The 13,226-nt window shown below is 64.8% G+C and carries 13 protein-coding genes; 4 read left to right on the top strand and 9 right to left on the bottom strand.

The window, feature by feature from the left end:
* Window positions 1–229: 229 nt before the first annotated feature.
* The 3 genes from OC446_RS14105 (at window position 230) to OC446_RS14095 (ending at window position 3,388) form a co-directional block, all read left to right on the top strand.
* The gene (locus OC446_RS14105) at window positions 230–1,384 is read left to right on the top strand and encodes an aminotransferase (protein WP_262029660.1); all 1,155 of its coding nucleotides are present in this window, start codon (window positions 230–232) and stop codon (window positions 1,382–1,384) included.
* Window positions 1,385–1,482: 98 nt separating this feature from the next.
* Window positions 1,483–2,571, top strand: a complete 1,089-nt coding sequence (locus OC446_RS14100) for a polyamine ABC transporter substrate-binding protein (protein WP_262029659.1) — start codon at window positions 1,483–1,485, stop codon at window positions 2,569–2,571.
* A gap of 91 nt (window positions 2,572–2,662) precedes the next feature.
* The gene (locus OC446_RS14095; protein ID WP_262029658.1) at window positions 2,663–3,388 is read left to right on the top strand and encodes an SIMPL domain-containing protein; all 726 of its coding nucleotides are present in this window, start codon (window positions 2,663–2,665) and stop codon (window positions 3,386–3,388) included.
* Between the two features lie 110 nt (window positions 3,389–3,498).
* Here OC446_RS14095 and OC446_RS14090 read toward each other — a convergent pair whose 3' ends face one another.
* The 9 genes from OC446_RS14090 to OC446_RS14050 form a co-directional block, all read right to left on the bottom strand.
* Window positions 3,499–5,487 (bottom strand): methyl-accepting chemotaxis protein, encoded by a 1,989-nt coding sequence (locus OC446_RS14090; protein WP_262029657.1) that lies wholly within the window; start codon window positions 5,485–5,487, stop codon window positions 3,499–3,501.
* A 95-nt stretch (window positions 5,488–5,582) separates the two neighbouring features.
* A complete protein-coding gene (gene ptsN / locus OC446_RS14085) occupies window positions 5,583–6,041 on the bottom strand; it encodes a PTS IIA-like nitrogen regulatory protein PtsN (RefSeq protein ID WP_262029656.1) in 459 nt (152 codons plus the stop codon).
* Between the two features lie 89 nt (window positions 6,042–6,130).
* A complete protein-coding gene (gene hpf, locus OC446_RS14080; RefSeq protein WP_262029655.1) occupies window positions 6,131–6,703 on the bottom strand; it encodes a ribosome hibernation-promoting factor, HPF/YfiA family in 573 nt (190 codons plus the stop codon).
* A gap of 116 nt (window positions 6,704–6,819) precedes the next feature.
* Window positions 6,820–8,244, bottom strand: coding sequence for an RNA polymerase factor sigma-54 (rpoN, locus tag OC446_RS14075; RefSeq protein ID WP_262029654.1), 1,425 nt, complete (start codon window positions 8,242–8,244; stop codon window positions 6,820–6,822).
* A gap of 193 nt (window positions 8,245–8,437) precedes the next feature.
* Window positions 8,438–9,232, bottom strand: coding sequence for an LPS export ABC transporter ATP-binding protein (gene lptB, locus OC446_RS14070; RefSeq protein WP_410055074.1), 795 nt, complete (start codon window positions 9,230–9,232; stop codon window positions 8,438–8,440).
* Between the two features lie 102 nt (window positions 9,233–9,334).
* Window positions 9,335–9,976, bottom strand: coding sequence for an LptA/OstA family protein (locus tag OC446_RS14065; protein WP_262029652.1), 642 nt, complete (start codon window positions 9,974–9,976; stop codon window positions 9,335–9,337).
* Window positions 9,973–10,656: an LPS export ABC transporter periplasmic protein LptC gene (gene lptC / locus OC446_RS14060; protein WP_262029651.1), complete on the bottom strand. Its 684-nt coding sequence runs from the start codon at window positions 10,654–10,656 to the stop codon at window positions 9,973–9,975. Before lptC ends, OC446_RS14065 begins: the two co-directional genes overlap by 4 nt.
* Window positions 10,657–10,813: 157 nt before the next feature.
* On the bottom strand, window positions 10,814–11,428 hold the full coding sequence (locus OC446_RS14055; RefSeq protein ID WP_262029650.1) for a ribonuclease D: 615 nt from the start codon (window positions 11,426–11,428) through the stop codon (window positions 10,814–10,816).
* A 342-nt stretch (window positions 11,429–11,770) separates the two neighbouring features.
* Window positions 11,771–12,175, bottom strand: coding sequence for a response regulator (locus tag OC446_RS14050; RefSeq protein ID WP_262029649.1), 405 nt, complete (start codon window positions 12,173–12,175; stop codon window positions 11,771–11,773).
* A 467-nt stretch (window positions 12,176–12,642) separates the two neighbouring features.
* Between OC446_RS14050 and OC446_RS14045 the strand changes: the two genes are divergently transcribed.
* Window positions 12,643–13,194 carry a sigma-70 family RNA polymerase sigma factor gene (locus OC446_RS14045; RefSeq protein WP_262029648.1) on the top strand — a complete coding sequence of 184 codons (552 nt, stop codon included), beginning with the start codon at window positions 12,643–12,645 and terminating at the stop codon, window positions 13,192–13,194.
* The last annotated feature ends 32 nt before the right edge of the window (window positions 13,195–13,226 follow it).

The following is a 13,226-nucleotide window of genomic DNA, read 5'->3' as shown; positions in this document are numbered from 1 at the left end:
CCAAGTCTAAACGCCTAAAAGAACCGTGCGCGAAGCAGCCGACCGGCTCTTCCATTAACCTACACAGCGAGCCGGACGGCCCGACGCGCCACCCTCGACCACCGATGAGGCTCGCAGCGCAAGCTGCGGGCCCGTAGGTGCTGGCTCTGCGAGAAAGCCGGTTCGATCTTCGCCCGCTCCATGATACGAAACACCTCGACGCTAGGGAAATCCACAACGAGAGAGCGGCATGAACCGACTGTTCGCCAACCTGCCCACCACCGTTTTCGAAGTCATGTCGAGCCTGGCCCGGGAGACCGGGGCGATCAATCTCGGCCAGGGTTTCCCGGACGATCCCGGTCCCGAGGACGTGCGGCGGGCGGCAGCGGATGCGGTGCTGAACGGCTACAACCAGTATCCGTCGATGATGGGCATCCCGGAACTGCGCACGGCCGTCGCGGCGCATTACAAGCATTGGCAGGGCATCGATCTCGATGCCAACACGGAAGTCATGGTGACCTCCGGCGCGACGGAGGCGCTCGCGGGCGCGATCCTCGGCATCGTCGAGCCGGGCGACGAGGTGGTGCTGTTCGAGCCCATGTACGACGCCTATCTGCCGCTCGTGCGGCTGGCCGGCGGCGTACCGAAATTCGTCACCCTGCAGCCGCCCCATTTCCGCCTGACCGAAGAGGCGCTGGCCCGGGCCTTCTCGCCCAAGACCAAGGCGGTCGTGTTCAACAACCCGCTCAACCCGACCGCGACCGTGTTCTCGAACGAGGACCTGGCGCTGCTTGCGGATTTCTGCCGCCGGTTCGATGCCATCGCGATCTCCGACGAGGTCTGGGAGCACGTGGTCTTCGACGGACGCAGGCATCAGCCGGTTCTTGGGCTGGAGGGCATGCGCGACCGCTCGGTGAAGATCGGCTCGGCCGGAAAAATCTTCAGCCTCACGGGCTGGAAGGTCGGCTTCGTGGCGGCCGCGCCGCACATCATGAAGGTGCTGGCGAAGTCGCACCAGTTCCTCACCTTCACGACGGCCCCCAACCTGCAGGCCGCGGTGGCCTATGGGCTCGCCAAGGACGATGCGTATTTCGAAGGCATGAAGGCCAATTTCGCCCGCAGCCGCGACCGCTTCACCGATGGCTTGAGGACGCTCGGCTTCGACGTGATTCCGAGCCAGGGCACCTATTTCGTCAATATCGACATTTCGCCTCTGGGCGAGACCGACGACGTCGCCTTCTGCCGCCGCCTCGTCATGGAGCACGGCGTCGCGGCGATCCCGGTCTCGGCCTTCTATGCGGAAGGCGCGGTGAAGAGCGTGGTCCGCTTCTGCTTCGCCAAGAAGGATTCGACGCTCGACGCCGGGCTGGAGCGGCTTGCAAAAGCGATCAGAAAAGCGGCCTGAAAATGCGTGTCGCCCGTCAACAACTTGGACATTGTTTCTTGGGCCGGAATTTCCTAGCCTGCCCCCGTTCACACTTATCTTGAGGAGTGCCGCCCTAAATGTTCCGTCTTCTCGCTTCGGTTGCTCTGACCCTTGGTCTTGTCACCGCCACCGCTGCCGCCCAGGAGCGCGTGGTCAACGTCTATAACTGGTCCGACTACGTGGACCCGAAGGCGCTGGACGAGTTTACGAAACAGACCGGCATCAAGGTGGTCTACGACACCTACGACAACAACGAGATCGTCGAGACCAAGCTTCTGGCCGGCAAGTCGGGCTACGACATCGTCGTGCCCTCGGGCCCGTTCCTGCAGCGCTTGATCGGCGCCAAGGTGTTCCAGAAGCTCGACAAGGCGAAGCTGCCGAACCTCACCAACCAATGGCCGGAAGTGACGCAGCGTCTCGCCGTGTTCGATCCGGGCAACCAGTTTGCCGTGAACTACATGTGGGGCACCACCGGCATCGGCCTCAACGTGAAGAAGGTGAAGGAGATCCTCGGCGACATGCCGCTCAACACCTGGGATCTGGTGCTGAAGCCGGAGGTCGCCTCCAAGCTGAAGGCCTGCGGCATCTACATGCTCGACAGCCCCGAGGACCTCTTCCCCGGCGTGCTGGCCTATCTCGGCCTCAACCCGGATTCCAAGCGCACCGAGGACCTGAACAAGGCGGGCGACGCCCTGTTCCGCATCCGCGGCAACATCCAGAAGTTCCACTCGTCCGAATACATCAACGCGCTCGCCAACGGCGACATCTGCGTGGCGGTGGGCTATTCGGGCGACATGATCCAGGCGAAGAACCGCGCCGCGGAAGCCAAGAACGGCGTCGAAGTCGGCTACGTCATCCCGCGCGAAGGCGCCCTGATGTGGTTCGACAGCTTCGCGATCCCGGCGGATGCCAAGAACGTGGCCGAGGCGCACGAATTCATCAACTTCATGATGAAGCCCGAGATCGCCGCCATGAACTCGAACTTCGTGTCCTATGCGTCCGGCAATCTCGCGGCCAAGCAGCATATCGACAAGGCGATCCTCGACAATCCCGGCATCTATCCGGACGAGGCCACCATGAAGCGCCTCTTCACCAACACAGCCTATGACGAGCGCTCGCAGCGCACCGTCACGCGCCTCTGGACCAAGGTGAAGACCGGCCGTTAATCCGCCGCTCAGGTTCGTCCGGTCATTGTCCCGGGATGCTCAAGCTTCGCCCATGGGCGAAGCTTTTCTGTTTGCAGAAGGACGTTTTGTCATGCGCCTTGCCGTTGCCGCCGCTCTCGCGGCCTTGAGCCTTGCCTCCCCGGCGTTCGCCCAGACGCCCACGCCGCGCCAGCCGACGATCAGCGTGATGGGAACCGGTGAGGCGGAGCTGAAGCCGGACTTCGCCACCATCGTCGTCATGGTGGAAACGGAAGGCGACGCGGTGCCGAAGGTGGTCGCCGCCAACAAGAAATCCTCCGACGAGGCGATTGCCCGTATCGAGGCGCTCGGCGTGAAGAAGGACGACGTGCGTACCCAGAACTTCCAGGTTTTCGAAACGCCGATCCGCACCGACAAGAACGGCAACGAGATCAAGGTGCCGAAATTCACGGCCCAGCACCGCTTGCGCATCAAGCTCACCAATCTCGATGAGGTGGGACGTATCGCGGGCGAGATCCTGTCCGGCAGCAACATGCTGTTCCAGTCCGTGTCCTTCGGCTTGGAGCGGCAGGAGCAAGGCGGCGACGCCGCCCGCCGCGCCGCCGTGAAGGATGCCCGCCGTCAGGCCGAGCTCTATGCCGATGCGGCGGGTGTAAGCCTGGGCAAGCTTCTGGAAATCGGCGCCGGCTCGGCTCAGCCATATACGATGGAAGCTACTATACCCATGGGCAGGGCCATGGCCGCAAAGACCGCTCCCGAAGCGCCCATCGTCCCGCCCGCCACCCTGCGTTATTCCGCCAACATCCAGATGGTGTGGGAGATCGCCGAGCGGCCCTAAAGCATCGGACCCAAAAGTGGACTTGCACTTTTGGGATCCAATCCGATGCTTCCCTTTTGGAGAGAGCATCGTTGGGCGCGGAAAACCGGATCCACTTTCCGCACGATGCTCTAGGCCGCCCTGACGCTCTGAAGGAACTGGCCGATCTCGGCGCCCAGGCGCTGGGCTTGGCTCTCCAGAAGGACCGACAGGTCCGCCACGCCCCTGGCCGCTTCGAGCGACTGAGAGGCGACGCCCTGCGTGGTCTCGATGGCGGAGGTGCCGGCCTGAGCCTCCGTGGACACCTGGGCCACGGACCGGGCGATCTCGGACACCGCCGCCGTCTGCTGGCTGACGGTTCCGGCCACCGCGGACACGACCCCGGCCAGATCCTCGACGGAAGCCTGGACGGTGCCGAGCGCCACCAGGGTCTCGCGCGAGGCCGCCTGAACGGCCTCGATCTGCCGGGCAATCTCCTCGGTGGCCCGAGCGGTCTGGCCAGCGAGGTCCTTCACCTCCGAGGCCACCACGGCGAAGCCCTTGCCGGCCTCTCCGGCTCGGGCTGCCTCGATGGTGGCGTTGAGGGCGAGCAGGTTGGTCTGGGCCGCGATGGAGCGGATGAGATTCGCCACCTCGCCGATCTGCGAGGTCGCAGTCGACAGGATCGACATGCTGCCGGACGCGCCGCGCGCTTCCGCCACCGCCCGCTCGGAGGCCTGCGCGGAGGCATTGGTCTGGGCCGCTACCTCGGCGAGCGACGCGTCGAGCTCGTCCGCGGCGCTCGCCACGGCCGACATGTTGTGCGCCGTGCGGGTGGAGGCCGCCCCAGCGATCTCGGCCTGCCGGGTGACGTGATTGGCCGATCCCTCGAGCTGACCGGACGCCCTGGCGAGATCGCCCGTAACCTGCCGGACCTCCGCGAGGATCTGCTCGACCGACGCGTCGAAGGCCATGATGGCACCGGAAATCCGTTGGGCCCGTTCAGCATCGACAGCCGCCATGCCCTCGCGCTCCTGCGTCAGCCGCTCGCGTTCGCGGGCGTTGTCGCGGAAGACCAGGACCGTGCGGGCCATAGCGCCGATCTCATCGGTGGCGTCCGTGGAGGGAATCTCGCTCGCGGCGTCGCCGTCCGCCAGCCGCCGCATGGCCTGTTGGAGGCGGGTCAGGGGCAGAGAAATCGAGCGGCCGACGAGGACATTGAGAACCAGGCCGAACAGCAGCGTGGCGCCCATCGCCCAGAGAATCAGCGTGAAGGTGCGGTTCTGCGAGGCGGTGAGCTGCTCTTCCGTCTTGTGCGCCTCGGTCCGGACCTTGGTCAGGAGCTGATCGAGCACCGGGACGAGCAGATCGAACTGGCCCATCAGCTTCTCGCCCTGGCCGGACACCTGCTGCTCCAGCTCGCTCCAGGCGTGGAAGGCTTCCTGGAACGTGACGCTCGCGGTTTCGATCGCCGCCTTGTCCTTGGGGTCACCGGAGAACTGGGCGAGGGCGCGTGTGAACCGCCCCTGCTCCACCTCGAAGGCGCCCAGAATGCTCTCCTCCAGCAGGATGCGGGCCCGGGCCTCCTGGTTGAACATGCCCAGCATGGCCGCCCAGATGCGCCAGGTGATCGTCTCGCCGCTGCCCGTGAGGGGACGCACCAGCTTTTCCAGATTCGCCTCGGCCCGGAGCAGGCGCCCCTGGGCGCCTTCGTCGGGCTTGGTGCCGACCGCCACATAAAGCTTGTTGAGGGCGCTACCCTGACCGAACAGAGCCGTCGCATGTTGCTTGAGAGCGTCGATTTCGGGCTCGATCAAACTGGCTCCCGCGGCGGCGCTCATGTCGTCGAGCTGGCTGGCCAGAGCCTTATGCTGATCCATGAAGGCTTGGCCATGATGCCCGAGACGGCTCGCCGTCCATTCCCCGGCTGTGACCTTCAGGGCGTCGGCCCTGCCCCGGAACAGGTTGGCCTTCTCGGCCAGAGCGGAGAAGGTCTGCTGCGCCGACAGCGCCTGTTCGACCTCATGGCGACCGGCCTGAAACACTGCACCGATGACCGCGAAGCCGAGCACCATGACGCCACTCAACGTGGCGACACGCACCCGCACCGACGGCCGCCTCAAACGAGCAAGAGACGACATTCCCCCGAATCCCTCTTTAGGACTTTGCGGCAGGATTGCGGCGGACGCGTTAAAGAGAGATTTACGTTAGGTCAGAAATCCGCTGGGGCTTCGAATCAAGCGGCCTTCGGCAGTTCCGTCATGATGGCGTAGAGCGCCGTGGCGTCCCGCGTGGCCCTGACCCGTTCGATCAGGCCGGGCTCGCGCAGGACCCGAGCCACCCGCGCCAGGGCCTTCAGGTGGTCGGCTCCGGCCCCTTCGGGGGCCAGAAGCAGGAAGAGCACGTCGACCGGCTGGCCATCGAGAGCCTCGAAATCGACCGGCTTCTCGAGCCGCGCCACGAGGCCGAAGATGCGGGTCAGGCCCGGCAGCTTGCCGTGCGGAATGGCGATGCCCTCGCCGATCCCGGTCGAGCCGAGGCGCTCGCGCTGCAGGAGAGCTTCGTAGATGGCGTCGTCGGAGAGACCCGTGAGAAGGGCCGCCTGCGAGGCCAGTTCCTGAAGGGCCTGCTTTTTGCCGTTGACGCGCAAGGCGGGCAGAACGGCCCGAGGGTCTAGAAAATCCAGCAAAGGCATCGATCACGCTGCATTATGATGTGAAGCCTGGAAGGCCTCTCACCGTTCCACGCAAGAACCGGGCCAAGAAGAGGTAGCTCTCCTCAAGGCTATGGGAGCGGCGGATCGACCCAACCGATCGCTCCATCGCCGCGGCGGTATACGACGTTCGTGCGGCCGGTGCTAGCGTGGATGAACACGAGAGCGGCCGCTCCGGTAAGATCGAGCTGCATCACAGCGTCGCTGACGGAGAGCCTGTGAAGGGGCTTGGTGGTCTCGGCGATCACCATCGGGTGGTAGGTTTCCTCCTCGCCCCCCTCCTCCCTGGGGGCTTCCAGGACGGAATAAGCCATCTCGAGGCTGGTGCCCGGACGGCCGGTCGAGGGGCCGGAGCGCCCCTTGAGACGCTGCTTGTAGCGGCGCAGGCGATTCTCGAGCCGTCCAGCCGTCTGGTCGAAGCTGGCATAGGCGTCCTGAGCGGCCCCGGAGGCCTCCAGGGTCATGCCCGAGGTCAGGTGGAGCACGCAGTCGGTCCGGTAGCCGGTCCCATCACGGGTGACGGTCACGTGGCCGGAATAGCCGCCGTCGAAATATTTCGACAGCGCACCGGCCACCCGGTCCTGGACCTGAGATCGAAGGGCCTCGCCGATATCGAGATTCTTCCCCGACACCCTCAACGTCATCGTGGTTTCCTCCTCTTGCGCCGTCGCTTTGCTGCGATCCTTGTGGTGACGCTTGGAGCCGATGATGATCCGAATGGGGCCTAATGCAAGCCTTGAAATGTCGGGAATCCGACAGGTCAGGCCTTGACCCGGTGCTTTCGGCGCCGATCCGCCGAGGAGGGAATACGAAGCGCCTCCCGGTATTTCGCGACCGTGCGCCGAGCTACCTGGATCCCGTCCGATTTCAATCTCTGGGCAATTGCCTCATCGGAGAGCACGTCGTCAGGGCTCTCCGCCGCGATCAGCTGGCTGATTCGATGCCGGACCGCCTTGGCCGAATGCTCGCCCTCCCCGGTGGCGGCGCCGAAGAAGAACTTCATCGGGTGAGTGCCGCGCTCGGTCCCGATGGCCTTGTTCGCCGCCACGCGGGAAATGGTGGATTCGTGCATGCCGATGGCTTCCGCCACGCTCCTGAGCGTCATTGGGCGCAGGGCCGACACGCCCCGGCGGAAGAATTCCTCTTGCTGGGCGACGATCTCGGCCGCGACCTTCAGGATCGTCTTGGCGCGCTGGTCCAGGCTGCGGGTCAGCCAGCTTGCGGTCTGCAGGCAGTCGGAGAGGAAGCTCTTGTCCTCGTCCTTGCGCACCACCTTGGCGACTTCCGTGTAATAGGAGCGGTTGAGCAGGATGCGAGGCAGGGTGTCCGGGTTCAGCTCCACATGGAGAGAGCCGTCCGGGGCGGTGCGCACCAGGACATCGGGCACGAGCACGTCGACGGAAGCGGGCGTAAAGGCGAGCCCTGGTTTGGGCTCCAGGCGGCGGATCTCGGCCAGCATGTCGGCGAGATCCTCCTGATCGACGCCGCAGATTCTTCTCAGGGCCGCGAAATCCTGGCGGGCGACGAGATGGAGATGGGACAGGAGCTCCCGCATGGCCGGATCGAGACGGTCGCGCTCGCGCAGCTGGATCGCGAGGCATTCGGCCAGGTTGCGGGCGCCGACGCCCGGCGGCTCGAATCCCTGGATCAGCCTCAAGGCGCTCTCGGCCTCCTCCGGCGTAACCCCGAGCCGGGCGGTCAGCTCGGCCAGATCTTCCGTGAGGTACCCCGTCTCGTCGAGGGCATGGATCAGATGCTCGCCGAGCAGGCGCAGCTTCGGATCGCCGGTGGCGAGGTCGAGCTGCGCCTCCAGATGTTCGCTCAGGCTCACGGCCCGGGCAAGCCGGTCGCCCATCTCGGGCTTGAGCTCGCTGTGCCCGGCGCCTGCCGCCTGTCCGGCCGAGGCCTGGCCGGCCTCCGTCCGAGACGGGGGCGGACCGGGGACCATCCGGGGTCCGGCGGCTTCGGCCCTCTGCTTGGCCCGAAGGAAATCGGCAAGGCTGGGGACCGGCACATCGGCCGATGCCTCCCCTTCCTGCAGGAGGGGATTGCGCTCGAGCTCCGCCTCCACATAGGCCGTGAGCTCCGCATGAGAGAGCTGCAGCAGCTTGATGGATTGAACGAGCTGGGGGGTCATGGTCAGGGACTGGCCCTGGCGCAGCTCCAGCCGTTGCATCGTATTCATGAACGCACCCGAGGAAACGGCAGGCATGCTTCTTGCATGCCTCGACAGTTTTACCGCGTGCCGTCCCGTCAGGTCAAAAGACCAATGGTCCTAGAGCATGGAACGCGCCTCGGACGGCATGTCCAATGCTCTCGTTTTCGGGTTCGGCGCATCTTTGCACGCAAAACCGGTGCCCACTTTTGCGTTCGATGCGCTAGAGACGGAAATCCTCGCCAAGATACAGGCGGCGCACCTCTTCATTCGACACGATGGCGTCGGGGGAGCCCTCGGTCAGGACCCGGCCGGAATGAATGATGTAGGCGCGGTCGATGAGGCCGAGGGTCTCGCGGACGTTGTGGTCTGTGATGAGCACGCCGATGCCCCGGCGGGTCAGGTGCCGCACGAGGTTCTGGATGTCGCCGACCGCGATGGGATCGATGCCGGCGAACGGCTCGTCCAGCAGCATGAAGGTCGGCTCGCCCGCCAGCGCCCGGGCGATCTCGCAGCGACGGCGCTCGCCGCCCGAGAGGGCGATGGAGGGCGATTTGCGCAGGCGAGTGATGTTGAACTCGTCGAGGAGCGCGTCGAGCTTGCGCTCGCGCTCCTTGCGGCTCGGCTCGACGATCTCGAGCACCGCCCGGATGTTGTCCTCCACGTTGAGGCCGCGGAAGATCGAGGCCTCCTGCGGGAGATAGCCGATGCCGAGGCGCGCGCGGCGATACATGGGCAGGCCCGTCACCTCATGCCCGTCGAGGCTGATGACGCCACGGTCGGCGGCGACAAGGCCTGTGATCATGTAGAAGATGGTGGTCTTGCCTGCACCGTTGGGACCGAGCAGGCCGACGGCCTCGCCGGCGCGCACGTTCAGGCCCGCATCCTGGACCACGGTGCGTCCGCGATAGCTCTTCTGCAGACCTTTGACGGCAAGGATTCCCGGGCCGCCGAACACCGCCTCGCTCTCCGTGCGGTGAAAGACATGCGGGGCCGCCCCGACGGACCGGGGGTCCAGGAGGCTCACATCGGAAGGGCCGGATTGAGAACGGTTGAACAGCGGTTTCACGGGCTCATCGTCGATCTTGAAAAAGGGAAAAGCGGGAGAAAGCCTCCCGCTCTAGTTCGTGGCCGGCCTTTGCTGCGGCTTCGGCTTGGCCCCGCCTGCGGCAGGCGCTCCGCCGGCGCCGGTCGGGGCGGGCCCTCCCTGGCCGGGCACGAAGAGCGCCCTCACCCGGCCGCCGGGGGTCGTCTCGATATTCGCCACGCCGGTATTGATGTCGTAGAGCACCCGCTCGCCCTTGGTGACGTTCGGGCCGTCGCTCAGGGTCGCATTGCCGGTCAGCATGATCTTGTTGGAGCCCCGGTCGAAGGTGGCATGCTCGCCCGTCGCGACCTGGGTGCGCGACACGATGGTGACCGGCCCCTTGCAGTCGATCTTCTTGATGGCGCTGTCGTCGGCCGCCTGCGTGGTGGCTGCCGCCTGGCCGCCGTTCTGATCGCGCTGCTCGTAGAACACGGTCATGATCGTGCACTTCATGGTGCTCTCGCCCTGGACCGCCACCACCTCGCCGGTGAAGACCGCGCGGCCCTCCTTGTCGAAGACGTCGAGCTTGTTGGCGTCGATCTTGATCGGCTCCTTGCTCGAGCCGAAATTGCCGAAGCCGACGGCCCGCTCCTTGCCGGCCTGGGCGAAGGCCACGTCGATGGGAGCCGGCGAGAGGAGCGCGAGGGCAAGGGCGGCGCGGGTGAAACTCATCATGGACGAATACTTGTCTGTTGGGGTGCAGGCGCCGTGGAGCCCGTGCCGGCAGCTTCCGGGGTGGATGGGGTGGGGCCCGAGGGCTGTATGACGGTGCGGACGCGGCCGGTGAAGCTCATGACCTTGCCGTTATCCGCGACGTCGAGCCCCTCCGCTTCGATGGTGCCGCTGCCGAAGGACACGGTGACGGGATCGGTGGAGACCACCGAACCGGCCTTGAACTTCACGAAGGCCGTTCGGAGCTTGACCTCGTGGCCGGCATCGGTGGTGACCACGATGTTCTCGCGCAGCCTCATCTGCTCTTTCTTGGTGTCGAGGACACCGGAATCGGCCTGAAGCCTCGCGACGCTGCCGCGCTCGTCGGTCACGATCCGCGCCCTGAGATCCTTGAGCTGCACGAGATCGGGCTTGCGGACATCCTGCGTGGCGGCGCTGGCCGTCACCTCGTAGGGACGATTGTCGTTCTTGAAGCCGGTCAGCTTCGGGCTTTCCATGGTGACGTTCGTGCCGCTCACCCCGATGGAGCCGAAGCTCAGGTTCTCGATCTGCTTGAAGGGATTGTAATAGGCCACGAGGCCGACGCCGGCCATGCCGAGGAGGGAGCCGAAGGGAATCGCCACCTTGGCGAAGCGGACCCACCGGGAATGGCGACGGGCCTTGTTGAAGGCGCGCGACCGCACGGCCGACCTCGAGGCCGGGCCATCACGCATCGTGGTGCCCTGAATTCCCGTCACTACGTCAACCCCTTCCGCCATATTGTCGGCATGGCGCCATGCCGGGGAGACATGGCGATGTTATGACGGACATGGGTTTTATGCGGGAAAGTTTAAGCCGGCGTCAAGAATGGGCGAAAATATCCGTCTCCGGCCACCCGAGAAGGTCCAGCTGGGCGCGGGTCGGCAGGAAGCTGAAGCATTGATGGGCGATGCCCAGTCTGTTCTCCCGCTCCAGCAGAACGTCGAGCTTGTCCTTCAGGGCATGGAGGTGAAGCACGTCGGACGCTGCGTAATCGAGCTGGGCGGTGGTCAGGGTGTCGGCCCCCCAATCCGAGGATTGCTGCTGTTTCGACAGCTCCACACCGAGTTGCTCGCGCACCAGCTCCTTGAGCCCGTGACGATCCGTATAGGTGCGCACCAGCCGCGAGGCGACCTTGGTGCAGTAGATCGGGCGCGGCATGATGCCGAAGGTGTGGAAGATGACCGCGAGGTCGAAGCGGGCATAATGGAAGATCTTAAGCACGCTCTCGTCGGAGAGGACGCGGATCAGGTTCTCCGGCAGAGGTCCGTCCTTGAGGATCTGCACCACATCCGCCGTGCCGTCCCCGGTCGAGATCTGCACCACGCACAGGCGGTCGCGATGCGGGTTGAGGCCGAGGGTCTCGGTGTCGATGGCGATCGCCGGACCGGGCTTGTAACCGGCGGGCAGGTCGCCGCGATGGAAGCGTACTGTCATGGCCTATCCAAAAAGTCAGAACCTGCCTCTAACCCTTCTTAGCGCCGGCTTCAACGGAAGAGAAAAGCCCCGCGTCGGGCGGGGCTTTGGCGACGGTGATAGTACGGGAGCCTCAATAACAGGTCCGGATCCGCCGCACGACCACCCGACCGTAGGGCCCGACGACCCGGCCTCGGCTGGACGGCGATCGCGCCGGCAAGGACAAGCCCCGCAGCCACCAAGGCTTTCAACGAAGCGCCCATGGCGTTCTCCCAACATAGGAACTTTTGGGATAACGGAGCGCCGAGGCCGGATGTTCCGCTTTTGTCTTCGGAACAGGGGTCGTTCGATGCCCGGAGGCCGCTACTCGTGAGGCGGCGAGGCCGGATGCGTCCCTTGTCCGTCTTGACCGGTCTCCGTCAGCTCATCGAGGACGCTCAGGAGGGTTTCCCGGCTGACCGGCTTTTCGAGCCAGGGCACGCCCCGCAGCTCCGGCGGGCAGTCGTCCTTCTGGGGAAGGCCGGAATAAACCGTGAAGGGGATGCCCCGGTTCTTCAGCGCGCGGGCGATTTCAAGGGAGGTGCCGTCCTTGATCATGATGTCGAGGATGGCGACGTCGGGCGCATCGCTCTCGAGCCATTGCAGGGCTTGATCATTGCTCATGAAGACCCCGGCCACCGCGAAACCCGCATCCTCCAGGAAGGCCTCCAGGGACATGCCGAGCAACGCCTGGTCCTCCACGATCATGCAGCGGGTTTGTGTCATCATATCCATCATGCTTGGTGGCCTGAGCGGCCACGATCGGGGCCGGAGCATCAGACGTGGGAAGGAACCGTGATCCATTCCAGGGGCCAATCCGATACGCCGGCCAGGAGAACAAACATCTCGAACGGGTGAACAATCGCCCAAAATTTGCTTTCGCCGCGTTGAAAGCACTAGCGGAATTCCCCGCCCGTTGCATTGACGAATGTAAATCGCCGGCCGGAAAAACGGGCCGCGGGCCTCACGATTTGGTCATCGGCGCCTCTGCCGCACGAATGAAAGATCGCGCTAGGCTTCGCATAAGTTAATGCAGCCTGTTGCCAATTGGGGTCTGTTGACGGGTCCTAGCGCATCGTGCGGGGAAGCGGAGTTTGGTTTTCCGCACCATGCGCTCTTCAAAGAGCGAACCATCGGATGGATCCCAAAAGGATTCACTTCGGGTTCCTATGCTCTCGACGGAGGAGTTGTGCGGATTGTCGGTCGAAAACTCCCTGAAACAGCAGATGCTCAACGCCGTCCCGCATCTGCGGGCCTTTGCCATTTCTCTTTCCGGAAGTGTCGACAGGGCAGATGACCTCGTTCAGAGCACGTTGCTCAAGGGCCTGAGCAATCTCGACAAGTTCCAGCCCGGCACCAGCATGCAGGCATGGCTCTTCACCATTCTGCGCAACGATTTTCTCACCCAGACCCGCCGGAGAAAGCGCGAGGTCGAGGATCCGGAAGGATCCTGGGCCGAGAAGGTGGCGGTGATGCCCGACCAAGGCGCACGGCTGGACTTCACCGACATGCTCAAGGCCTTGAGCAAGCTCCCGGTCGATCAGCGCGAGGCCTTGCTGCTCGTCGGCGCGGAAGGCCTGTCCTATGAGGAGGCGGCGCGGATCTGCGGCACCAATATCGGAACCATCAAGAGCCGGATCAACCGCGCCCGCACCCGCCTGTCGGAAATCCTGAAACTCGATGCGGACCGCGATCTCGGTCCGGACAACTTGGTGAAGGCCGCCCTGTTCATGCACGCCTCGCCTTGAACGGCGCACAAGCCGACATGGACGATTGAAGG

Source organism: Microvirga sp. Mcv34 (assembly GCF_024519725.1).
GTDB lineage: Bacteria > Pseudomonadota > Alphaproteobacteria > Rhizobiales > Beijerinckiaceae > Microvirga.
This window is presented reverse-complemented; position numbering and strand designations above follow the sequence as displayed.